This is a genomic window from Lysinibacillus sp. RC79, from assembly GCF_041262405.1.
GTDB lineage: Bacteria > Bacillota > Bacilli > Bacillales_A > Planococcaceae > Lysinibacillus.
Window position 1 is genome coordinate 1 of sequence record NZ_JBGCCD010000027.1, and the last position, 23,566, is coordinate 23,566.

Here is a 23,566-nt window from a genome sequence, read left to right on the forward strand (position 1 = left end):
TATTAACCACCGCTCGTTTTTTCTTCATTATAAACAAAAATACCCTATAAGATGACCTTTTTGAAAGTGTCTATCTTATAGGGTACATTTTATATTTCTGGTTGACCATTTTTTATATAGTTTTATTATAGCAGTAGCCAGGGTAGAACGTATCTGCTCGTGGGGCTTGACCCCGTCATTCGCCCCCTACTTGCAGAAACATGATTGAGGCTGGTTGGGACTTAGATCTCGTATAACAAGCGAAGCTATGACACTGCATGGAGGATTAGGGGTAACTGGCAAACTATGATTCTAGGAGGAGATTAATAATGAATCCAGTCGTTGGTCTGGATATTTCAAAAGGAGAAAGCCAGGTTCAAGCATTCTTAGATAAAGGCAAACCATATCGTAAAAGTTTTAAGGTAACTCATACTTTAGAAGGTCAAAATGACCTTGTTATATTTTTAGAGGATGTAAAAAATGAGGCTAGTATGAAGCCTACAATCATTTTAGAAGCTACAGGACATTATGGTGCTCCTGTCATACATTATTTAGAAGAACGAGGATATTTATTGATTATCGTTAATCCGTTAATTTCATATAAGGCAAGAGGTACGAGTTTGAGAAAAGTAAAAACGGATGCCATTGATGCCTATCTTCTTTGTGAATTGTTTTATAAAGAGGAATTGGAGCCATATAAAAAGCGTGGTGTGCAGTTATTAAACCTTCGTAATCTTACTAGACAACATGAAAATATAACTGGCGTAATGATTCAAACTAAGTTGCAATTTCAGGCAGTCCTTGAACAGGTATTTCCTGAATATAAAGGGGTTTTCGGAGACTTATATTCTAAGGTTTCACTATTAACTCTTTCAGAGTTCCCTTCTTCAGAAGATATTTTGAAAGCAAGTGAGGAATCTATTACAGACAAAATTTATGAACTATGTAAGAGTAGATCCATTAAATGGGCAAATGAAAAAGCATTACAGCTTAAAGCCGCTGCAGCTCGTAATCCTTTTGAAAAAACAGTTTACCAGAGTCATATTTTAAGTCTTGATATGTATATAAAGATCCTTCTTCAATACAAAGAGCATCTATCAAAGTTAGAGTCAGAAATAGATGCCCTCGCTAAAGAAATTGAAGAATATAGTATTATCAAATCTATCCCAGGTATCGGTGAAAAAATCGCTGCAACGATTATTTCTGAGATTGGTGAAATAGATCGATTTAACAACCCTAAAAAGCTTGTGGCTTTCGCTAGAGTTGATCCAAGTGTTTTCGAATCAGGTAAGTTTTCAGCGACCAAGAATCGAATTACAAAACGAGGTTCAAGTAGACTTCATCATGCCTTGTTCATGGCTGTTCGTTGTGCAATACGAGATTGCAGGAAAACTAAAACAGACGATAAAATCATTCCTCGAAACAAGAAATTACGTGAATTTTATGATAAAAAACGTAACGAAGGAAAACCTTTTAAAGTACGATGATAGCTTGTGTTAATAAACTATTACATTGGATTTTTGCCTTATTAAAAAACAGAACTACGTACCAAGATTTAGCCTGATAAGTAAGTACAGCTAAATCAAACAAAACCTTCCAAAAACAAACTTTAGGAAGGTTATTAGGTTATTTGTCATGCACTTTTTAGTATAGCACGTGCCTATTAAACTTTTAACAGAAAATTATTGACAAACTATTAGCTGGTTTAGTTCAAGAAGAAAAAGAGCTGCATATGCAACTCAATGATCTTCAAGTAAAGCTACCCGTTAGCCATCCATGAAGCGCAAAAATCTGCTCTTCACCACAGAAAATGAAAGATGATTAAGTTCTTTCATGGGAGTTGAAGTGCATTCCTTCACAAACTACAACATCGGGATACATTTAAAATACAACAGGTTAGAGAATCTGAATTTTTATCCCCTTAATTGAAAAACTATAGATTCAAGACACCATTCACAGATTACGATTCTAATTCCTTAATATCCTTTATCAGCTTTTCAACATGCTCTTCTTTTGTAGCCCAACTTGTACAAAATCTAACAACACTATGTGTAAGATTGACTTTTTCCCAAAACGTAAAGGAATAATTTTCGGATAATTTCACTAGCACATCATTAGGTAAAATAGGGAATTGTTGATTTGTTTTGGAATCGTATCGTAATGAAAATCCTTTTTCAACAAACGCCTCTCGAATCATCATCGCCATTTCTACGGCATGTGTAGAAACTTCATAGTATAAGCCATCTTCAAACAAGGTTTCAAACTGAATCCCTAATAATCTCCCCTTAGCTAACATTCCTCCCTTTTGCTTGATCAAATACCGAAAATCTTTTTTAAGGTTATCATTTATGATGACTACGGCTTCCCCAAACAATGCTCCAATTTTCGTTCCACCGATATAGAACACATCACAAAGTCGGGCAATATCTGCTAAGGATAAATCGCTGTCTTTTGAAGCTAGACCATATCCCAATCGGGCGCCATCCAATACTAACGGCAAATCACATTCCTTACAAACTTTGCTCAATTCCTCCAACTCAGATTTACTGTAAGTCGTCCCATTCTCGGTAGGGTGCGAAATGTAAACCAAGCCAGGCTGAACCGTATGCTCATGAGCGCCATCATTCCAATGAGTATCAAATAATTCTTTTACCTGTGCGGCTTGAATTTTTCCATCATCACTCGGCAAAGTAAGTACTTTATGACCAGTGGCTTCAATTGCTCCCGTTTCATGTACTGCAATATGGCCCGTAATTGCAGCAACTGCACCTTGATGTGGACGTAATATGGAAGAGATAATCGTAGTATTGGTTTGTGTTCCCCCAACTAAAAAGTGGATATCTGCATTCTCTACATCACACGCTTTTCTAATATAATTTCTGGCTTTTTCACAGTATTCATCCATACCATAGCCAGGTGTCTGCTCTTCATTGGTCTCCATTATTCGTTGCAGAATGCGCTTATGAGCACCTTCTGCATAATCATTTTCAAATCGTATCATCCATATTTTCCCTCCGAACCTATTGTATTTATTCTGAATCATCTCTTTACGTTTTGAACAATATAAGTTAATAGGTCATTATCTTGCAATAATGAATTAAACTTGTCATTTCCCCATTTTTCCGTAACAACTTTCATCATCATATCGTGGCGAATATATTCTTTAGCTAAAAGAACTAGCATTGGTTCAGTTGTTTGAATAGCCTGTGGGATTTGACCGTCAATAAAGCCCGCAATCAGTACCTCTTGGTTATCTTGAATAGTAATTGTTAATCTTTGGCTCATTCTATTTTTTTCAACTGAAGCTGTATACTGACGATGAAAAAATGCATTTCCAAAAGATGAGGTTTCTTCATCTATAAAGAGTAATGAATACATTGTAGTTCCTTTTTTAACTTGTTCTTCAGCAGAACTACGCAATTCACCCAATTCCTCTTCCCATGCAGAAAGCCAAATCTCCTCCTTCGATGCCTGCATTAATTTTTGCATGGCATGAATGATTTTCGCTCTCCCTTCAATATGCTTAATCACATTCACTTCTACAGGTTTTTCAATAACTTGCAATTCTTTCTCTAAAAAGGTAAGTGTCTCCTCTGTTTGTCTTTTTCGATTCAAGACCAGTTCCTTTACTGGCACTGGAATATAGGTTGGTGGTTCGGTTCGCAACTCTGTGATTGCTCCTTTTGCTACTAATTTCGCAATGACTGCATACACCATAGAGCGAGGCACACCACTCTTTTTACTGATTTCATATCCATTAATAACAGGCTTTCAGTAATGTTATATAAACCTTTGCTTCATTTTTTGAAAATCCAATCTCTTCAAACCTCTCAATTAGATCGACCATAGTATCTCCTTGTTAGTAGTTATCGCTATTACAACTATAATTTTTTTAAAATTTTTGTCAATAAAAAGTTGTAATATCCCTTACTACTATAAAGAATTTTTCAAAAGATTGATTCATAGTCAAAATTTATAAAAACAGTCCAAGCTTGATAGGACAGTTTTTTCTTTTTCAAAAAAAACACCCTTAACTAGAACATTAAAGAGTTAATGTCTTCTTTAACTAAGCTGCTCCGTTAGCACAAGAAGCGATTACTCTAATTGAACAATCGCACCCCGTTAATTTAAGTGTACTTTTTCACAATTTTATAAAACGACTGTACTTTTATAGCAATATGTTCCCTTTGAGAACTTCACCGATAGTATTTGTTTTCTCCATATTTTCTTCTCTAATTGTTACGTTTCTGTTTTGAAGCAATATGATTAAAATTTACAATTGCTTTTATATCTCTTTTACTTTGAGTACAAAACTATCGAACGCTTCTTCCGCCTCAACTCGACGGCGTACAGTACTAATTACAGGATATGTAGGACAAAGTTGTAACAACTTCTCTTGTTCCATTTCAATTGGTAAATCACCATCTACCTTTACATCCCAAAACCCTTGCTTATTCTTATATGCAACAGCTTGAAAATCACTTTCCCAATCTCTGTTAAAATAAATATGCCAATGACGTTCAGGTAAATGCTCCTCAATTCCCTTCGCATAATCGCTATAAGATGTTTTAATAAAAATAAGTTCCATCTCTTCCTTTACAAGATTAGCAGGAATGGGCGCCTGACTTGGTAACTCTTCATTATCATATAGCTCACCAGCTAACAAATAAGCTAAGGCCTTCTTTGCATTTTGAATTGCTTCTTTTTTCGTTGGGCCCGAGGTTAAGCAAAGATCCCACCCGTTTTCTGGAAGTAGTGTTGGGAAATGAATACCGAAATTTTCTTCTTCTTGCTTTATAAATGCTGGATAAACTACATTCTCAAATGCCATATCAACTACACCTATCCTTTAAATATTAGTGAAATTTTGAAATCCAAATGTAATCTTGTTCAACTATTCTGCTCCGTTAGCCATCCATGAAGCGCAAAAATCTGCTCTTCACCACAGAAAATGAAAGATGATTAAGTTCTTTCATGGGAGTTCAATAAGAAAAAGAGCTGCTTATACAACTTAATAATCTTTAACTACAGCACTCCTTAGCTTAATAAGTGTAAAACCTTATTTCAGCATAAACATATTCAGTATTCCGATTTGTACTTCGCAAAAAAAGGAAATAACAAAAACAAAAAAACACTATATAAAATCATTATCGAAAAAGTATAAGAAATGGATAACGATAATTGAGTTGATATGATAAAGCCAAATAACCACAATGGTAGAACTGATAACAAAGACAATTTAATCCTTGAAAAGAATATTATCCTATGCTCAGTACCACATTGTTTGCATTGAATAGGTCTGTATGCTAAAAAAATAGATTTTATGATTTTACTCCATTTAAATTGAGTATTACATTTATCACATTTCTGTAAACTCATATATTCATCTCCTCCTATATAAGAATCATTACAACTATCTTATCAATTCCCTTGTTCAAATTGAGTTTAATATCCAATTTTCTTTTCAACTAAACTGCCTCGTTAGTTTAAGTGAAACTCTTCACATTTCCATGGAAAGTTTACCATCTCTTAAGCTAATTCGATATAGAATAATTTTATGCAAATTAGGTAGAAAATCTCTGAACATATTAATGATAATTATTCAAAACAAAGCCCCTCTTTTGTACAAAGCTAGATCAAAAGAGAGGCTTTTTATAATTTTGTTTTTTACCCATAGAATTCTATATTTCTATTCTTTATTACGCTTCAAAACACATTCGTATAATATTTGTAGTCCAATCTTCAACTCTTCATATGTCGCATATGCATATGATAATCGAATATGCTGCGTATCCTGAGGATCGTAAATATAGCCAGGATTAATGAGGACCTGTCGTTGTAATAGCCTGGTGAATAACTCTTTATCAACGATTGGCTCATGAAACTTTAGCCAAATATAAAAGCCACCTTTCGGCTTATCCCAACTAGCAATCTCCGTAAAACTTTCTTGTAATATCCCTTCTACAAAATTGGCTCTCCGCAATAATTCTTTCCGTAAACTCTTAATATGCATTTCATACTTTCCGGATTGCAGCCAGTGGAGCACAATTTCCTGAGAGATGGCGCTTGAACCATAATCCGTTTGCATTTTTATATCCGCTAACCGCTCAATCACGGTAGTTGGACCGATTAACCAGCCAATACGAAGTCCGGGGCTTAATGTTTTCGAGACACTCCCAATATAAAGGACTTGCCCGCTATCATCCATTGATTTAATTGGAGCCGTTGCCGCTTCAAAGAGCAATTCATGATAGACGTCATCCTCAATGATGGGGATGCGAGATGCTTTACACGCTTGATAAAGTTGTCTTTTTTCAAACGACGTCCATACCCCACCAGTCGGATTGTTTAACGTTGGAACAGCATAAAATACAGCCTGCCTTTTTCTTTTCTTTTGGGCTAAGGTTTGTGCAAGCTGTTCATCACGATCGATAGCTATCATTTGCATACCAACAGACTGAAAAGGATGGACTGAATTTAAATAAGACGTCTGTTCCTGGAATACGATAGAACCCTGTTCAAGTAGTCCAACAGCAATCAGCTGCAATGCTTGAAGTGCACCAGATACAATACAAATATTTTGCGGCTTTGCTTGGATCCCTCGTTTATTCACGTATTCGCAAATCGCTTCTCGAAGTTTATCGCTACCTTGTGGTGATGAATAGCCTAAAGCTTTCGGCTGCAAAGAGAGCTCTTTCAATGACGCTTCAATTTCAGCGGTCGGCAATAAACTTGATGCAAGCTCTCCAGTTCCCAATCGGATGACATCATCACGCTGCTCGTATTCATTGATTAATTGAATGGTATGATAATTAGGCTTATGGAGACTTGTGTCTATGTACTTTTGCCAATTTGGTTGTGCTTGCGTAATTATTGAATCCCAGGAATTATGAGCTACAAATATACCTGAGCCTACCTTCGATTCCAATATTCCTGCTGCTTTTAACTCCTCTAACGCCTGCTGAACAGTACTGCGGTTTACCCCAAACTGCATAGCAAGCTGTCTTTGTGTCGGTAGCTTTGTTCCTGCAACCCAATCTCCTCGCTCAATATGTTCAGTAATCCACTGAATAATTTGCTGCTGTAATGTCATTTCGCCCTGCCTACTTGGCTGCCAGTTCATTCGTATCACCTCATACATATCAATTTATCTCGGCATAATTGCGTCCGGATCGGCTTTGTGCTTAGGCCTGCAGATGTTTTTTGCGCGAAAGCGTAGCGTCAGCAGCAGATGTTTTTTGTGCGAAAGCGTAGTGCTAACGTAGCGGCAGCAACTCGATGTTGGTCACTCAGTCGTGTGTTGTTGTTGCTGTCGCTGCGCTTTCGCACAGATAAAACCCTATTGCTGTCGCTTCGCTTTCGCACAGATAAATTGCCACAGGACGTGGCGTTCTTAGACTGAGTTCCTCAATTTCTGCAGGTGTCCAAACACCCGCTGAAAGAAGTAAAAATTGGGTGGCTGAAAAACCATCCAATTGGTCGTTTTCTTTTAGTTATAACATATCTAAAATATTTAGTGAAAGGAGAGAATTTACATTGGAAGCATTTCTTCATGGTATGATTTTAGCATTTGGACTTATTTTGCCCTTAGGCGTACAAAATGTCTTTGTCTTTTCTCAAGGTGCAACACAGCCACATTTAGTTCGTGCCTTACCCGCCAGCATCACTGCCTCAATTTGTGATACGCTCCTGATACTTCTTGCAGTATTTGGTTTATCTATAATTGTGTTGCAATTTGAGTGGTTACGTATCGCCTTGATGAGTGTTGGTATACTTTTTTTACTTTATATGGGCTATACAATTTGGCGCTCAAATCCAGCATCTGCCAATAATAACGAGCCACTTCCTGTAAAAAAACAAATTTTATTTGCGGTTTCTGTCTCTCTCTTAAACCCACATGCTATTTTAGATACAATAGGTGTTATCGGAACGAGTGCTTTAAAATATAGTGGGACGGAGCAAATGTTGTTCACTGCAGCATGTGTTTTGATTTCTTGGTTGTGGTTTTTCGGTCTTATAATTGCTGGAGCATCCTTGAAAAGACTTGATAGCTCTGGAAAGCTTATGAATATTTTTAATAAATGCTCAGCGATTTTTATTTGGGCAACCGCTCTCTATCTTCTTAGTGGTTTAGTGTAATCTATTTACATAAAAAACGCTCAGAATACTGGTTTTTATTAAAAGACAAGAGTTAAAGTAATGCACTTAATATTTCAGGATCCTATATACAATGTTCAACGTAATAATATGCTATTTTTAAGCTGACCTAATTTTGATATTAGTTCAGCTTTTAGTTGTGTTTGTTGAATAAATGATTTCCCTTATTAAAGTTCGCACCACTTAGTTAGTTTAGCTATCGAAGTAACAGTGTCTATTTCAATGTTTTAATATTTCCAATTTTTCGATGGTTATATAGTAAAGGGATTGATACGGATAATGTAAAAGAATTTATATTACCGTTATCCAATGGACAACACTTTCAATAATAATTGACTATATTAGTTGGGTTTTAATTCCCCATAAATTTAGTCTAACACATAAAGAATTTTATATTGATTACCAACCTTATATTACTTTAATTTATGTTGCAATTTTTGTTAGTCATTATATAGTTGGATTTTTCATTTTGTAAATTTTGTAGGATTCATAACCCTTGATTTATCTTATATAGGGGGGCACAATAATTGGAGGTGTTTTTTTCTAACGAAGATGCTTTCCTATAATAAGTGAACTGAATGTTCTTAGTAAAATATATAAATTTGTGAATAAATGTACTTAAACTAACCGAGACGTTAGTTCAATAAAGATTTAGTTGCTTGTTTTATCCAATCATTTATATCCTCATCATTATGAAGATAAGTTGTCGCTGAATCTAATATGTCTATTCCACTAAGTAAAATTAGCAATTTCCAAACATTCTCATCATCTATATTAGGATTATCAGCTATCACATAAAACGAAGCCCAATCGGAAACTTCTTCTCTTGTCATTTCACCATTAAGAACTAATTTTAATCTTTTTATTATTTCACTTCCAGTTGGTTGATTCATTCTACACCACCCCGACTATACTAAACTCAAGCTCCCATAGATTAACAACGAATGTATTACCCACTATGAATTTCAAAACAAAAATATCCAAAAGGCAAATCTATTTCTTTCAGGTCCATTTCTGATGTTGCGATTTCCATCATCTTTGGCAGGATTCCCCATAAAGATTCTTTATATTTTTTAAGTGCCTTCTGAAAAGAGACGAAATCGTTATTTTTACATAATGGATAAAGTATTGCCCCTAACCTTAAATCATTAAGTGCCCTTGGTGTACAATAGGGTCAAGACATTCTAAGATGTGCTTCTCTTGAATTTTTTCGTCAAACCAATCTCTACATTCAATGTAAAACATAAATTCCTCGAACTCGATTTGCAAATCCAATTTTTCATTTATATAGAACGGTGTAATCCTAATGTAATCCGTGGTTGAATCAGAACTAATAATCTCATCTAATATACCATTTAACCCTGAAATCGTCGGAAAATGCCTATACTTTCCGTTATAGTAAGCAGTGTTATTATAAATAATCTCGTTAATCTTTCCTTCTTGCTTTAGCATTTTCTTCGCATCCTTTATTACATATTCCGTAAATATTAACCCATTCCTTCTTGAACTAAACTCCCCGTTAGCATAAGAAGCGACTGTTTATCTTAAACGATCGTACTCTTTGGTTGAATAAGGGGTATTTTTTTAGATTATTTCCAAAATCTCTTTTGCGAGTTCATTATGTGTAGGTGTTTCAGCCACTCTTGTTAAATACTCTCTAAATTGAACTCTTGACTCTACCGGTAATTCGATAACCAAAAAGTGTAAAACAAACCACTTCCAGTTATCATCATCTGAAGATAAAACATCTTGCACATGTGGGACAATTTCTTCTGGAAAAGTTAAAAGTAACCCTAATACGCTTGGTGCCACTGGCCAATTCATATCTTGAATCCATTCGAGGAGGTTAGGCAGTAAAGGTAATATTTTATCTCTATCCATTTTTTTAATCATTTCTACTCTATCATTATCAAATTTATGTCTTGGCAAAAGATCTTCAAAGTTTTCCATAAGCATCCCTCCCTTAGATTTTTATACTGGCAATCTATTTATTATATCAGTCTTTATTAACTAATCTGTCTCGTTAGTGCAATAAAAAAAGAGCTGCACATGCAACTTAATGTTCTTCAAGTAAAGCACCTGGTTAGTTGATGATTCATTAAAACTACCAAGTTAAATCATTTAAAAATGTAAGAATATCTTTGTTCACGTCGTTAATGTCCGTGCCTAATGTCATTAAATGTTTAGAGTTTGGATACCCTTTCATTGTTTTTTGATTCGTCGCAACGCTTTGAAAAATTACCTCTGCACTCTCTTTATACAATTGCTCATCTAATTCACCATATAATATACGAATTGGTGACGTTAATAGTGCTAATTTATCCATCGTTATATCAATTAGCTGTTGGAACTCAAATAGTGAATCGATAGACATATTTTGAAGACGTTTCATTTCTAAATTTATTTGTTCTTCATTTTTCCCTTCAAGTTGTTTGTATCCTTTTGCATAATGAAAGACACGCTTTTGTAGAAAAGTAGCTTCCCTGTGTATTGGCACTGACATTGTCACAACGCCATTTATCTCCAACTCTTGACCAACTTTTAATGCAAACACACCACCAAGAGAAAGACCAACCACAGCTATTTTTTCAAAACCTTCGTCCTTCAACAATTGGTAACCGTTTAGTACATCTTGCCACCAATCTGAAGGTCTATATGAGAAAAGTTTTTCTGCCGTTAAGCCATGTCCACTGTATAATGGTGCATAGCAAGAATAATTGTTCTTTTGCAAATACTTCCCTAACTTTTTCATATCATTCGTATTGCTTGTAAAAGAATGTAATAGTAATACGGCTTTCTCTCCACCTTTATAGAAAAAAGGCTTAGGGGGTACTATTTTCATCATTATTTTGAATACCTCACTAACATATTCTTATATTTTAATTAAATTGCTGAACATTGAATTTATATATTTCCTTTAAAGTATAACATCCATTCGTTATTCAACTAAACTGCACCGTTAGTACAACAAGAAGTATGAACAACTTTTCCCAGGACAGGTAATTATAGAAGTAAGAATTACATATTGACACTCTTATTTATAACGTTTAACAATTTCCTCTCGTGAGTATTCATCAATCCAATCGCCGTATTTTTCTAATAAAGGATATATGGTTTCTTTATTAGTTGCGATGACCTCGCATCCCCTATCATCATAAATAAAAAAGATCACATTTTTAGTCATATTTATAAAAAACACATCTGGATAGTTTGAACATGCCCCCCATTTTTTATCTAACCTAGGTTTCAAGGGGAAATCCTCATTGCACGCTGCTTTTATAAGCAATGGGTATTTAAAATCTTGTTTGCGGCACTTTAAGGAAAATTGAGAAGTATAATAATCATCGTCAGCTTCTTCAGCATCAAATACATACGGCAAAGTTTCTTGTCTTAAATGGAATTTTATATCTTTATTTTTTATATAGCGACCATAAACCTTTATTCGCTTTTTCTTAATTTCATCAGACCTGTGCTGATAAACATTCGTAACAAGAAAAATTTCATCTAAATCAGAAAAAAGGTCGTTGAAAATAGACAATGCTTGACTGTATACGCAGTCAAACATTTCGAGATTCAGACTACCATCATCTTTAAATTGATAAAATCCTGCCCCTAATTCAAAGTGAATACCTATATCCCATTGATGATAGAGACTAGGTGCCAAAGTAAGTCCTGGAAAAGCATTATGTAAATATTGACCTAAATCTATCGTCATTCACTCCATTCTTGCTATTGTTTTTTTAATATCATTATTACACTAACCTGCGCCGTTAGTGCAACGTATCAATCAAGAACCCCCTGTTACCAAGCAATGGTTATTAAGTCAGGTTCAACGAATTCTATTACAAATTTAGGTGATGGGCAAAATACATACTGTTGATAGGAGTCTTCTGCTGCTAAATGAATAATATTTTCAATAATCTTAGATAGTGGCATCTTCACCCAAGGTAACGTACTAAAAGGTGGTAGGTCGTCTTGTAAGAAAAGATAAACTGAATTCTCAGTGTAAAGTTTTTTATCGTTTAAAAACGATGCTACCTTATCACTATTAACATTATGTATCACGAACTTGTTGTTCATTTTCTCTAAGTCTAGACTTACCCATTTAATTATTGGGATGCTCGCTATAAATTCAGTTTTCATTTTTTCCTTTTCCTCAATATCTAACAGCCTAATACTTTCTTTAGTTGAGAACGGCTCCAACATCCAACCTAATTGCATCTGTAATTCATCATTTTTTTCTTTCTCTTTTTGCTTTTGTAAGAGAAACTCTAATCTTATTTTCCGATCATTCGTGCCCATTGTACACCTTCTCTTCTTTCTTTTTCCTGCAATAATAACTGGCTTTTTCCGTTTTTCTTATTGAACTAACCCGTTAGCAAAGACGCGATTGCTTAATTGAACAATCGCTACTCGTTAGCTTAACAAGGTAAAAACATCATTCTTTTATTCTTAGCTGTCTCGTAAATTCTTTAAATTGAGTAACATAAGAGTCTTTAAATTTCTTAATATGTTGTGTTAACTCAGACCAATTACTTTCGATGTGTGGATGTATATGAGTGGTATCATCAGCAAGACAATACAGTCCAATTTAGAAGTAAAGGGTTTCCCATACCAAAAAGTCATCATCTAATTTAAATAACACCTCAATAAGAAACTAGAATTTAATCTAATTTTTTTACAAATAAAACTCTGTCTTGATTTGGTCCGTCATAGTCTGTATTTATTGATAGACCATCAACAATTCTATCTCCATTGTCAATTTCAAAACCCATTTTGGTATGATAGGCAATCGAAACTTTATTGACCGGTGACGTTACACAACGAACAATACTTCGATTATTTTGCTTTACCGCATTAAAAAATTTATTGTATAAATGTTTTCCAATATTATGCTTTCTGTATTCAGGATGAACTCCAACGAAATGAATATACGCCTCATTTGAATAAGTTTGAGAAAGGAATCCTATTAGAAAACCCACAAGTTTACCATCCTTTTCTGCAATGAAACTTGTTTGTGTAAAATGGTCGAAGAATAATTTTGGTAACATATCAGACATATTCCTGCCACCCCACCACTCATTGATTAGAGGTGAAATTACATAGTAGTCTGAACCTTTAACTGAACGAATTTCCATTTTAATCCCCCTATTTATGTAAGAATCTATTTAAACTAATATTAATTAAAGCAAATTTTCTATGATTCCATATGCAACTAACGTTAACACAAGAAGCGATTGCTCTAATTGAACAATCGCCCCCGTTACTTTAAGTACAAATATTCACAAACTCTGTATATCAAATTTATTAAATACTCAATAGCTATAACCAAAATGAAGCTTTTATTTGAATAGGCATAAATGACACTTGCCAAATCCCATCTTCATATTTAATCATCTTAAATATCATTGGAGAACCATTTGTTCCTTCGTCTAAATCATATTCAATATATCCATCAGTAAGAATGTTCCTTTATCAATATTTTCGAATTGTTTGATGATTTGTTCATCAGAACTTCTGTTTTTAACTAATCAACCTCGTTAGTAAAAATGCGCCTGCTGTATTGAACAATTGCCTCCGTTAGCCATCCATGAAGCGCAAAAATCAGCTCTTCACCACAGAAAATGAAAGATGATTAAGTTCTTTCATGGGAGTTTATGTGCATTTAATCACAATTACAAATAAATAATACACCCTTTTTCTTCTAATTCACCTAACCACTTTGGTATGTTTAATTGGTGGTTCCATCTAAGATCCAGACGTTCTAACCCCTCCATTTCCAGCAATGATTTTGGTAATTCCGTAAGAAGATTACTTCTTAGGTCAATTTCTAATAAATTCTTCAATTGTCCAATCTCTTCAGGCAATGTGGTCAATTGATTATGTCTCAAATTTAATCGTCTTAACCTTAAACATTTATGTAACGATTGAGGTATATCTTTTAATTGATTATCTTCCATATCTAAAACACGTAATAATGACAATTCCCCTATATTTACTGGAAGAGTTGTGATTTGATTATTTTTTAAATGCATTTCCTTCAAGTTACTTAATCTACTAATACTTTTCGGCAATTCTTTTAATTGATTATTCATTACACGCAGTTCTATAATATTGGTCAAATGTCCAAGTTCATCAGGTAATTTTATTAATTGATTATCACTTAGATTTAAATATTTTACTTTGACCAGCTTAGAGATTTCAGGTGGAATGGACTGTAATTTATTATTATGAAGGTATAAATAATCCTCCATATTTTGAAGGGAGCCAATTTCAGGAGGAATAACGTCAATTTCATTATGCCCTGCATCCAGCATTCTAAGATCTGTTAAATTACCTATCTCCGCAGGCATTTTTTTAATCTTATTAACAGATATATTCAAAATTTTTAATCTGTTCATTTTATAAATTTCTGAAGGTATCATTGTTAACTTATTATCAAAAAGGTTTAAATTTGTTATTTCTTTTATGGGTACATCTAAATTAGGTAAAGAGTCTAATTTCATATGAGGAAAATTTAGTTTCATTTGTCTGTCTCCTTTTTCGAAAATACAATCGTAACAAAATTCAATGCTCTTTATTCAATTTTAATATCTTTGCTAAAGTAACCTGCATCGTTAATTGAATCAGAACATCGATTATTTTAATCCATTACTTTATCAAATATCTTATTTATAAATTCTGTTTTACCTAATGTATAGGATTTTCGGTCTTTTACTGTATTTGCAGGATTCCTTTTTATATTTTCATATTCAATTACGACTTGTGGGTTATTTCGCAAATAATCTCTGAATGCTAAATGCTTTGCAAGTTCTTTACTATTTTTGTTACATACATAAAGGTGGTGCTTCACCCATTGCGATAAGTAATTGAATCTTTAGTGCCTAATTTTTGATAGATATAAGCAACAATATTGTCTGAAATCAAATGAAAAATTATGAGTAAAAAAACCATTCTTATGAACTCCAATAGTACCCTTGTAAAATCCCGTAGTACCCTCATTACATTCACTCTCCAGGCTTTTATTTAATATCCGCATTACCATATATACCCATATAGTTGTTCAACTATCCTGCACCGTTAGTTAAAGTATGATTCTTCACAAATTCTTGATATTCGTAATAAGTAGTGGATTACCTTATTTATTAATTTACTCAGATTGTTCAGTATTAATATAATCTTTTAAGTATAGGGTGATTCAAAATAACCTTTCAAATAATACTTTGTATAAGCTGTTCCTAAACCAGGATACGTATCTTTTACTCATTCTTCTTTCGCTTCTTTAGATTTGAACTCTCTTCCATCATTAGCAAGCGCTATTAAATGTTCCTTTAATCGTTCCTTTTCTGTCTTTTCTTCAAAAGCGGAAACCTCCTATTTCGCATTTTTATCGTTTATCCCTCAAAATACGTAATATGATTATAAAATTTGCAAAAGAAAATATTGATTAGATTAATGCCACCTTCATTTTTACTACTATACATATTATAGATTATAGAAAGGAGGGATATTTTATGGAATACTGCGGAGAATTTCGCGAAGAGCGTCGCGAACGAAACCCATTCGCTTTTATCGTTGTACTGTTCATTCTTCTAATTATTGTCGGTGCTAGTTTCATGAATAGATCGTATTAACAAAAACATCTGTTGATAGCTATGATGGTCAATAATTAATAATAGCTAGGCACCTCCCTTCTGATTTTTTGGTTTAGGGTCACTTTCCACCGAGTGGCCCTTTTTATAGTTTCTTTCCTCATATACATATTTAGTTCACACCTCACTTACTGCACATTTCCTTTCAGATATTCACTCAATATAGAGATGTAATTTAATATTGCCCTTTGATATATCTGCTCCTTTAGTTGAATAACCGATAAAAAAATTTACAGTTACTATACTTTTATTAAATATACTCAAACTATATCTTTAAACACAAATAAAAACTGAACTAATATCAAAATTAGTTCAGCTTAAAAATAGAATATTATTATGTTGCACATTGTTTATAGGATCCTGAAATATTAAGTGCATTACTTTAATTCTTGACTTTTAATAAAATACTGGTACCCGTGCTTTTTTTCCGGCGACTCCTGAGCAGTTTTTGGGCTTACCTGATCACTTCTTTTGTCGACCAGATCAGTTCCCGGGTATACCTGAGCATTAAAGATTTTACAGCTTAAAATAAACAGAAATTTTTTCATCAAACACTTCTGTCTCTATATATCGTTCACCATGATCGTCACTCACATATTGAATATCATTTAACAACACATTTGCCTTTAATAATGCTTCGTGCTGCTGGATGATCGTTTTTGCTTTAGCACTTCCAGCAATCGAAATCGATACATACTGTTCAACAGGGAGTTTCCATTGTTTGCGGGTATCTTGAATTGTGCGAATTAGTTCTCTAATTTGCCCTTCCTCAAGTAAGCTAGCTGTCAGATGAACATTGATAAGGACCCGGCACGAAGCATCTTCTGCTAAGATGTACTGGTCCTTTACGATGGATTCTGTTAACACGTGCGCTTTTAACAATGTTAACTGTTCCCCATCAATCGTTAACGCAACTGAACCTGTTCGCTGTAATATATTTTTCTCCTCGTCATTTAAATTTACTACGTAATCTTTTACTTTGTTCACTTTTGCTCCAAATGCTGCACCAGCCGTTTTAAAATTAAGCTTATAATGAACAGTTTCATATGCTGAAAAATCATTTGTCCATACGCATTTTTTTATATTTAATTCATCTTTCACGAGCTCGCTATATGGTTGATAATCTGTTAGCTCACTGTCAACAGAGACAATGATTTCACTTAACGGCTGCTTTACTTTGATCCCTTGACTATTACGGATGCTGCGACCTAGCTCTACAATTGTTAAAATATTCGCCATCTCTTTTTCAAGCTTCGTATTAACAAGCGCTTCATTGAATGTTGGGTAGTTTTGCAAATGCACGCTTTTTCCGCATAATTGTCGATATAAATCATCTGCCATAAATGACGTGAAAGGTGCTAGTAATTGACAAATCGTCGTTAGTAACTCATACAGTGTACTGTAGGCACCTCGTTTATCCTCTGACAATCCGTTAGCCCAAAATCTTGCTCGTGAGCGACGGATATACCAGTTACTTAGCTCCTCTACAAGCTTGCCAATTTCACGTGTTGCTTGTGTAAATTGATAATCGTCCATAGATTTTGTCACAAGCTGGATTGTATGATGTAATCGAGATAATATCCAATGATCTAGTTTTGTACGCGTGCCAGTCTTGTTAGCATCGTATTGGAAACCATCTATTTCTGCATATAGCTGATAAAATTTAAATGTATTATCGAGTGTATCAACTAGCTTTGATTTCGCATCCATCACAATTTTTTTTGAAAAACGTTTAGGATTCCAAGGTGAACTGTCGACTAAAAATGCCCATCGTAACGCATCCGCTCCATACTGCTCTATTAGTTCAACTGGCTCTAATGCATTTCCTTTGCTTTTCGACATTTTCTGCCCATGCTCATCTAAAACATGCCCCAAAGAAAGGACATTTTTATAAGGTGCCTTTCCTGTAAATAAAGTCGAAACCGCTAATAAACTATAGAAAAAGCCTCGTGTTTGGTCGATGCCTTCGATGACCACATCCGCAGGGAATTGATTGTTAAAAGTAGCAAGGTCTCCAAAAGGATAGTGATGCTGCGCAAATGGCATGGATCCACTATCAAACCATACATCAATCACTTCAGGTGTACGTTCCATGTCACCACTACACTTTGGACAAGTACACACAACCTCGTCAATATACGGCTTGTGCAGCTCTATGTCTTGTAAAGTGCTCTTCGCTAACACTTTTAAGGCAGCAATACTATTTGGTGCCTCTTCATGACCACAATCCTTACAAACCCAGACATTGAGTGGTGTTCCCCAATAACGATTTCGGCTAATATTCCAGTCCACTAAGTTTTCTAAAAAGTTTCCAAATCTACCGTGTTTAATATGATCAGGATACCAAGTTACTTGTTCATTATTTTGTAAAAGCTTATCTTTCAATGCAGACATATTGATAAACCAACTGTCAGTCGCGTAGTAAAGCAAAGGTGAATCACAGCGCCAGCAATGAGGATAGCTATGCTCATATTTTTCCTTATCAAACAATAGCTCATCTTTTGCGAGCATTTTAATAATGTCGACATCGCAATTTTTCACAAATTTACCGACAAGCTCTGGAACCTCTTCTGTATAACAGCCTTTCAAATCAACAACATTGACAAACGATAGCCCATTTTGCTGAACCGTTTTATAATCGTCCTCCCCATACGCAGGCGCGATATGGACGATTCCAGTTCCACTATGCTCTGTGACATAATCGGCCAGCACAACGACATGACCTTTATTAACGGTTACGTATGAAAAAGGTGGAATGTACGATACACCTTCAAATTCATGACCATTATGCTCACTTAATATTTCAACGGGTTCAGTAAAAACCTTTTCCACTAATGATTTTGCCAAGATATATACTTTATCGTGCTGCTTCACTCGAACATACACGAGCTTAGGATTCATTGCCAAGGCAACATTGGCAGGTAATGTCCATGGAGTCGTTGTCCAACCAAGAAAATACTCATCTTTGTCCTTCAGCTTAAACATTGCCGTTACAGATAAATCTTTGACATCCTTATAGCCCTGCGCAACCTCATGAGAACTTAATGATGTTTGACAACTAGGGCAATAAGGAGAAACACGGTGCCCCTTATACAAAAGCTTTTCCTTATGCACATGGCTTAAAATATTCCAAACGGACTCAATATAATCGTTACTTAGTGTTAAATAGGGGTCATCCATATCAATCCAATAGCCGAGCTGCTCTGTAAAGGTGCGCCATTTCTTCTCATAAGTAAAGACACTTCCCTTACACTCTTGAATAAATTGTTCAACACCGTATTTCTCAATTTCTTGCTTGCCAGAGATGCCTAGCTTTTTTTCTACGCCCAACTCTACAGGCAAACCATGTGTATCCCAACCAGCTTTACGTTCAACTAAATAACCTTGCATCGTTTTATAACGAGCCACGACATCTTTAATCGTTCTGCCAAATGCGTGACCTACATGTGGTAAACCATTTGCTGTTGGCGGTCCTTCATAAAATACAAAAGGCTGCTGCCCAACACGATTTGTCACAGATGTTGCAAACGTGCCTTCTTGCTCCCACAATGCTCGAATCCGTATTTCTCGTTCAACCGTTGTTTCCTTCTTCTGTTCTGCTTGCATATTAGTTCCTCCTATACAATTAATTTTGTATAAAAGGCATACAAAAAACCCCGTCCCAAGCAAGGGACGGGGTTAACCGCGAATACCACCCTAATTCTATTGAAACAGCGTTCAATAGCACTTAGCAACGTACAATCATACGTGTTCTTTTTAACGGTAGACACCCGGATTAGCTTACTATGTTCAGCCAATCTTCTCAGAGAGGATCTTCATGTAACATTTGCACACCGACTTCCACCAATATGTCGGCTCTCTGTAGAACAAAATGAAACACTACTTTTTCTCATCAACGAATTTGTATGCTTTTATTGTCACTCATCTTAACAAACTAATTTTTGTCTGTCAATAATTTCAAAGTACTAATATTGGTAGTGATTTCCTTATAATTCATTGAGACATGCTTCAATGCTTTTATGAAGAGCTGCGAACTTAGGCTTTCCATTTGTTTTAATATAAAAGCTTTTTACAAAGGTTTTACAGTTAAAAAGTAAAATTCTGTGATGCTGTACATCGAGCTGTTCTTTTCTTACGTTCAAAGTAGCAGGTAATTCTTGCAGCAATTTAGTGATCTCTTGCTCCTCTAAACCATGCTCAAGCATTGTGAACATAGGTACTAAAATCCGTTCATCTTCATTGTGAATGAAAGCATAATTTTCTTGCAAAACGGCGTTCCATAGTGCGTTTACAATTTCAATATAAGAGTCTTTATTTAATTTAGGATTTTTCACCAATTCATCGATTGCATCAGCCATATGGGCAACACTATGAGCCCACCCTTTCACCGGCACATAGCCCCTTACATCCTTTTCTGCTGCTAAATAAGCTAGTACTTTATCTTTACAATCAGCGATTTTCTGTTCAGATAAAAAATCGTCTGCGTTTTCTCTAAACAATATAAGGGCAATCAATAGCGACGTAAATGTACGGGTAAAAACTAAATCTGATTCGCTTTCTTCAATACCCTTACATAATAAATTATTCAAACATTCCTCTAAAAGCTCCGTTAAAAGTGAATGCTCTAGTAAGTTTTTTTCATGGATCAATTCATAAAACGATCCATATATTAAGTCATCCCGTAGTTCACTATCTAATGAGCCAATATGTTGCATCATTGATTGTATGAGTTGAGTTTGGTCCTCGTTCTGCCATATTTTATTTCCACTATCTATATCTGTTAGTATTTCTTTTAATTCAATTTCCTTAAGTAGGTTTATATTTAGTTTCATAGCCAATCTTTCTCCTCTACCTTTTTGTGAATTTGTATAATCATTTTTTACTACACCCCTAAATATACAAATACTTACAACAATTGTACCCTAATCCAAATATAAAAAACAGCTAAATAAAAAGCTAGTCATTCTTGAAATTTTCGAATGTCTAGCCTTGATTCATTGATGTTCTTCCAGTATTTCCATGCTATCTATATCTGCAAATCTTATTTTAGGATTATCTTGGTCTCCTACTAAATCTGTACTATATTTCACTTCTACTTCAGCTCCAAGCGACAATGTTGTAGGAGCATCGATTAATGGGAACCACGTACCATTACCGTGTTTTTGTACGATGTCATTAATTGATAATTTACCAATATCCGATTTATCTGCATAGGAAACAACTAAAAATTCATGTTCCTTGATTGCTACAATTAACCCATTTTTAGAATGGATTTCTTTTTCCCCAACTGGAATTTCAAATTTTTCACGTAAGGCTACTATCTCTTGACTATAGTGCTTCTCTAAATAGTTCATAGCATCTTTCAAGACTAGAAAATATAGTATCGGCATATTAACATCTTTGTATTGTTTCTTTTCCTGCTCCATTAGTGAATAGTTTATAGCTATTTTATAAGATATCGGTTTAAAATATTGTTCGATATACTCTTCTTTTGTAAGATTCAGCATTTGTAATTCTTTAGCAAATTGCGCTTCGTTTTGATTTATACCTACTTTTATCAATGATTCAAGCTGTTCATTAATTTGTTTTTGCGAAGGTGCTATCCCCTTTGATCGAGCGTAAGCATATAAAGATTCATTCTGTAAATAGGATTCAAACTTCTTTTTCTTTGCATCATTGGACCATTTCTGATCCTTTACTCGGGGATCCGTTTCCAAATAGATGTTTAGAAGCTTTTCATTTAAAACAGTTGGTATACTTGCTGATTGCTCCCGACTTCCGCTGAATTGGGTATACAGAAATATTCCAATACAAACTGTTAAAATAATAGACATTACACTATATTGCCAACGCCAAGATTTTTTTTTCATCTCACGCTGTTCTAAATGTTGTACAACATTTGTCATCACACGCTTTTTGCTTTCGGTTAAATCCTTTATTACCTTTACATCGACTTTACTCATGTAGCAGGACCTCCCATTCAATATGCTGTAGCTTTGGCTTTAATAGCTCTCGTCCACGACGTAGCCTTGTTTTCACCGTATTCTCCGGAATACTTAAAAGCTCAGCAATTTTAATAACAGGCATTTCCTCAAAATAAAAATAAATAAGGACCTCACGCTGTTTTAATGGTAGTGCTAAGATGGCGTTTTCTACTAAGGTTTGTTCATCTTGCTGTACTAGCATGTCCCTTTTCGTGACAGCCTGCTTGGCAAAAATCTTCTGTTGAACTTGTATTTTACGGTATGTCCAGCTGCGTAAATAATCTTTACTTTTGTTAATGACGAGCCTCGATAAATATGCCCGTAACTCTCCTCTTTCTTCATAGTTTTGCTGAATATCGTAAAATTTAATAAATACATCTTGCACGATATCTTCGGCACTTTGTAAATCCTTGACGTAATAAAAGGCAAGTCGGATGAGCCTTTCTGTATGCTGCTGCATTATTTCTTCGAGTTCTTTAATTTCAAGCAACATCTCTCCCCCTCTCTGCCCTATAAACGGTGCTCACGACAATGAGGTTTGCTTATTTGTATTTTTTTAATTAAAAATCTGGATAAACTCCGAATTCACTTATTCTAATTTTTATCAGAAAAAGGCGCAATGACCGCTTTTTTATTTGAAGAAAGTACAATATTTGTTGATGGGGTTCCATAAGGCATAGCCTCATCGATAAACTGCTCTAATGTTTGCACTGAATTGGTTGCAATTTTTACAATATAACTTATTTCACCCGCTACACGATAGCATTCAAGGACATCGGGATGTGCGTTACAAAAATCCGATAGACTTTTACAATCAATTGATTTAAATAAAATAATGGCTTGAATGTCGCGATTCAACTTTTTTAAATTTACCTTTGCACTATAAGCTTCAATAATCCCTTGCTCTTCTAATTTTTTAACACGCTCAATTACTGCTGGAGATGATAAATGAACCATCGCCGCTAATTCCTTCATCGACATTTTTGCGTTTCGCTGCAATTGTTGTAAAATTTCAGTATCTATTTGATCCATATGTATCCACCTTTTTTAATAAATTAGATTTAATAAAATTCCTTTTATTATAAAGCAAATTATCTAAAATACATTATACAGATTCTGTCATTGTATAACCTTATTCACTACAATTAAACATATAAAGGAGGCATTAATTACGTGAAAAAAATATTATTACTATTAGCAAATGGTTTTGAGGCTGTAGAGGCGAGTGTTTTTACAGATGTACTTGGTTGGAATAAATGGGAGGGCGACGGTACAACAGAGGTCGTGACCGTTGGATTGCATCAGCAATTGCAATGTACATGGAATTTTAACGTAGCTCCCGAAAAATTACTTCATGAAATTTCTTTAGAGGATTTTGATGCACTTGCGATCCCTGGAGGCTTTGAGGAAGCTGGATTTTATGATGATGCATTTAGCGAGGAATTCCAGGCAGTTGTTTGTCATTTCGATGAACACAAAAAACCGATCGCTACGGTTTGTGTAGCTTCCCTAATTTTAGGTCATAGCGGAGTTCTACATAATCGAAAAGCTACTACTTATAATCATCCAACAAGTAAACGATTATCACAGCTACAATCCTATGGTGCAAACATCGTCAACGAACGAATTGTTCGAACTGAACATATTATTACATCCTCAAATCCTGGCACTGCGTTCGACGTTGCATTTAGCTTACTAGAAATGCTGACATCTGAGGAAAATACAAAAAAGGTAAAGGATTTAATGGGGTTTAAGTAATTTAAGGAAGCTGCCTCAATGCGTTAAGGCAGCTTC

The 23,566-nt window shown here is 34.8% G+C and carries 22 protein-coding genes, 1 pseudogene and 1 other annotated feature; of the genes and pseudogenes, 4 read left to right on the forward strand and 19 right to left on the reverse strand.

Annotated elements, in window-relative coordinates:
• The first annotated feature begins 308 nt into the window (after nucleotides 1-308).
• Nucleotides 309-1,543, forward strand: a pseudogene (locus tag ABH968_RS20385) (IS110 family RNA-guided transposase).
• 396 nt (nucleotides 1,544-1,939) lie between these two features.
• Here the strand turns inward: ABH968_RS20385 and ABH968_RS20390 are convergent.
• From ABH968_RS20390 to ABH968_RS20410, 5 genes are all read right to left on the reverse strand, one after another.
• A complete protein-coding gene (locus ABH968_RS20390) occupies nucleotides 1,940-2,980 on the reverse strand; it encodes a threonine aldolase family protein (RefSeq protein ID WP_370046948.1) in 1,041 nt (346 codons plus the stop codon).
• 38 nt (nucleotides 2,981-3,018) lie between these two features.
• Nucleotides 3,019-3,696 (reverse strand): TrmB family transcriptional regulator, encoded by a 678-nt coding sequence (locus ABH968_RS20395; protein WP_370046950.1) that lies wholly within the window; start codon nucleotides 3,694-3,696, stop codon nucleotides 3,019-3,021.
• A 568-nt stretch (nucleotides 3,697-4,264) separates the two neighbouring features.
• Nucleotides 4,265-4,810 carry a type II toxin-antitoxin system HicB family antitoxin gene (locus ABH968_RS20400; protein WP_370046952.1) on the reverse strand — a complete coding sequence of 182 codons (546 nt, stop codon included), beginning with the start codon at nucleotides 4,808-4,810 and terminating at the stop codon, nucleotides 4,265-4,267.
• Between the two features lie 248 nt (nucleotides 4,811-5,058).
• Nucleotides 5,059-5,358 (reverse strand): TIGR04104 family putative zinc finger protein, encoded by a 300-nt coding sequence (locus tag ABH968_RS20405; protein ID WP_370046954.1) that lies wholly within the window; start codon nucleotides 5,356-5,358, stop codon nucleotides 5,059-5,061.
• Between the two features lie 310 nt (nucleotides 5,359-5,668).
• The gene (locus tag ABH968_RS20410; RefSeq protein WP_370046956.1) at nucleotides 5,669-7,102 is read right to left on the reverse strand and encodes an aminotransferase-like domain-containing protein; all 1,434 of its coding nucleotides are present in this window, start codon (nucleotides 7,100-7,102) and stop codon (nucleotides 5,669-5,671) included.
• Nucleotides 7,103-7,515: 413 nt separating this feature from the next.
• Between ABH968_RS20410 and ABH968_RS20415 the strand changes: the two genes are divergently transcribed.
• Complete coding sequence (locus ABH968_RS20415; RefSeq protein ID WP_370047063.1) at nucleotides 7,516-8,118, forward strand: LysE/ArgO family amino acid transporter; 603 nt, start codon at nucleotides 7,516-7,518, stop codon at nucleotides 8,116-8,118.
• A gap of 653 nt (nucleotides 8,119-8,771) precedes the next feature.
• On the opposite strand, the gene ABH968_RS20420 is transcribed toward ABH968_RS20415, so the two are convergent.
• The 9 genes from ABH968_RS20420 to ABH968_RS20460 form a co-directional block, all read right to left on the reverse strand.
• Complete coding sequence (locus ABH968_RS20420; protein ID WP_370046957.1) at nucleotides 8,772-9,029, reverse strand: DNA-binding protein; 258 nt, start codon at nucleotides 9,027-9,029, stop codon at nucleotides 8,772-8,774.
• Nucleotides 9,030-9,276: 247 nt separating this feature from the next.
• Nucleotides 9,277-9,588 carry a hypothetical protein gene (locus ABH968_RS20425; RefSeq protein ID WP_370046959.1) on the reverse strand — a complete coding sequence of 104 codons (312 nt, stop codon included), beginning with the start codon at nucleotides 9,586-9,588 and terminating at the stop codon, nucleotides 9,277-9,279.
• 132 nt (nucleotides 9,589-9,720) lie between these two features.
• Nucleotides 9,721-10,086 carry a DUF5071 domain-containing protein gene (locus ABH968_RS20430; protein ID WP_370046961.1) on the reverse strand — a complete coding sequence of 122 codons (366 nt, stop codon included), beginning with the start codon at nucleotides 10,084-10,086 and terminating at the stop codon, nucleotides 9,721-9,723.
• A gap of 154 nt (nucleotides 10,087-10,240) precedes the next feature.
• Entirely contained in the window at nucleotides 10,241-10,981 is a 741-nt protein-coding gene (locus tag ABH968_RS20435) for an alpha/beta hydrolase (RefSeq protein ID WP_370046962.1), read from the reverse strand.
• Nucleotides 10,982-11,170: 189 nt separating this feature from the next.
• Complete coding sequence (locus ABH968_RS20440; RefSeq protein WP_370046963.1) at nucleotides 11,171-11,851, reverse strand: DUF3885 domain-containing protein; 681 nt, start codon at nucleotides 11,849-11,851, stop codon at nucleotides 11,171-11,173.
• 86 nt (nucleotides 11,852-11,937) lie between these two features.
• On the reverse strand, nucleotides 11,938-12,438 hold the full coding sequence (locus ABH968_RS20445) for a CDI toxin immunity protein (RefSeq protein ID WP_370046965.1): 501 nt from the start codon (nucleotides 12,436-12,438) through the stop codon (nucleotides 11,938-11,940).
• A gap of 362 nt (nucleotides 12,439-12,800) precedes the next feature.
• Nucleotides 12,801-13,274 carry a GNAT family N-acetyltransferase gene (locus ABH968_RS20450; protein ID WP_370046967.1) on the reverse strand — a complete coding sequence of 158 codons (474 nt, stop codon included), beginning with the start codon at nucleotides 13,272-13,274 and terminating at the stop codon, nucleotides 12,801-12,803.
• Between the two features lie 537 nt (nucleotides 13,275-13,811).
• Nucleotides 13,812-14,663, reverse strand: coding sequence for a leucine-rich repeat domain-containing protein (locus tag ABH968_RS20455; RefSeq protein WP_370046968.1), 852 nt, complete (start codon nucleotides 14,661-14,663; stop codon nucleotides 13,812-13,814).
• 116 nt (nucleotides 14,664-14,779) lie between these two features.
• Nucleotides 14,780-14,989 (reverse strand): GrpB family protein, encoded by a 210-nt coding sequence (locus ABH968_RS20460; protein WP_370046970.1) that lies wholly within the window; start codon nucleotides 14,987-14,989, stop codon nucleotides 14,780-14,782.
• A 661-nt stretch (nucleotides 14,990-15,650) separates the two neighbouring features.
• Between ABH968_RS20460 and ABH968_RS20465 the strand changes: the two genes are divergently transcribed.
• Nucleotides 15,651-15,770, forward strand: coding sequence for a YjcZ family sporulation protein (locus ABH968_RS20465; RefSeq protein ID WP_082337482.1), 120 nt, complete (start codon nucleotides 15,651-15,653; stop codon nucleotides 15,768-15,770).
• 534 nt (nucleotides 15,771-16,304) lie between these two features.
• On the opposite strand, the gene ileS is transcribed toward ABH968_RS20465, so the two are convergent.
• From ileS to ABH968_RS20490, 5 genes are all read right to left on the reverse strand, one after another.
• The gene (gene ileS / locus ABH968_RS20470) at nucleotides 16,305-19,394 is read right to left on the reverse strand and encodes an isoleucine--tRNA ligase (RefSeq protein ID WP_370046973.1); all 3,090 of its coding nucleotides are present in this window, start codon (nucleotides 19,392-19,394) and stop codon (nucleotides 16,305-16,307) included.
• A gap of 59 nt (nucleotides 19,395-19,453) precedes the next feature.
• Nucleotides 19,454-19,693 (reverse strand) — a binding site (T-box leader).
• 81 nt (nucleotides 19,694-19,774) lie between these two features.
• Entirely contained in the window at nucleotides 19,775-20,620 is an 846-nt protein-coding gene (locus ABH968_RS20475) for a DUF2785 domain-containing protein (protein WP_370046975.1), read from the reverse strand.
• 162 nt (nucleotides 20,621-20,782) lie between these two features.
• Nucleotides 20,783-21,751 (reverse strand): hypothetical protein, encoded by a 969-nt coding sequence (locus ABH968_RS20480; protein WP_370046976.1) that lies wholly within the window; start codon nucleotides 21,749-21,751, stop codon nucleotides 20,783-20,785.
• Nucleotides 21,744-22,265: a sigma-70 family RNA polymerase sigma factor gene (locus tag ABH968_RS20485; RefSeq protein WP_370046978.1), complete on the reverse strand. Its 522-nt coding sequence runs from the start codon at nucleotides 22,263-22,265 to the stop codon at nucleotides 21,744-21,746. Before ABH968_RS20485 ends, ABH968_RS20480 begins: the two co-directional genes overlap by 8 nt.
• A 101-nt stretch (nucleotides 22,266-22,366) precedes the next feature.
• Complete coding sequence (locus tag ABH968_RS20490) at nucleotides 22,367-22,804, reverse strand: Lrp/AsnC family transcriptional regulator (RefSeq protein WP_370046980.1); 438 nt, start codon at nucleotides 22,802-22,804, stop codon at nucleotides 22,367-22,369.
• Nucleotides 22,805-22,945: 141 nt separating this feature from the next.
• Here ABH968_RS20490 and ABH968_RS20495 point away from each other — a divergent pair, with 141 nt between their 5' ends.
• On the forward strand, nucleotides 22,946-23,530 hold the full coding sequence (locus tag ABH968_RS20495; protein WP_370046981.1) for a DJ-1/PfpI family protein: 585 nt from the start codon (nucleotides 22,946-22,948) through the stop codon (nucleotides 23,528-23,530).
• Nucleotides 23,531-23,566: the final 36 nt, after the last annotated feature.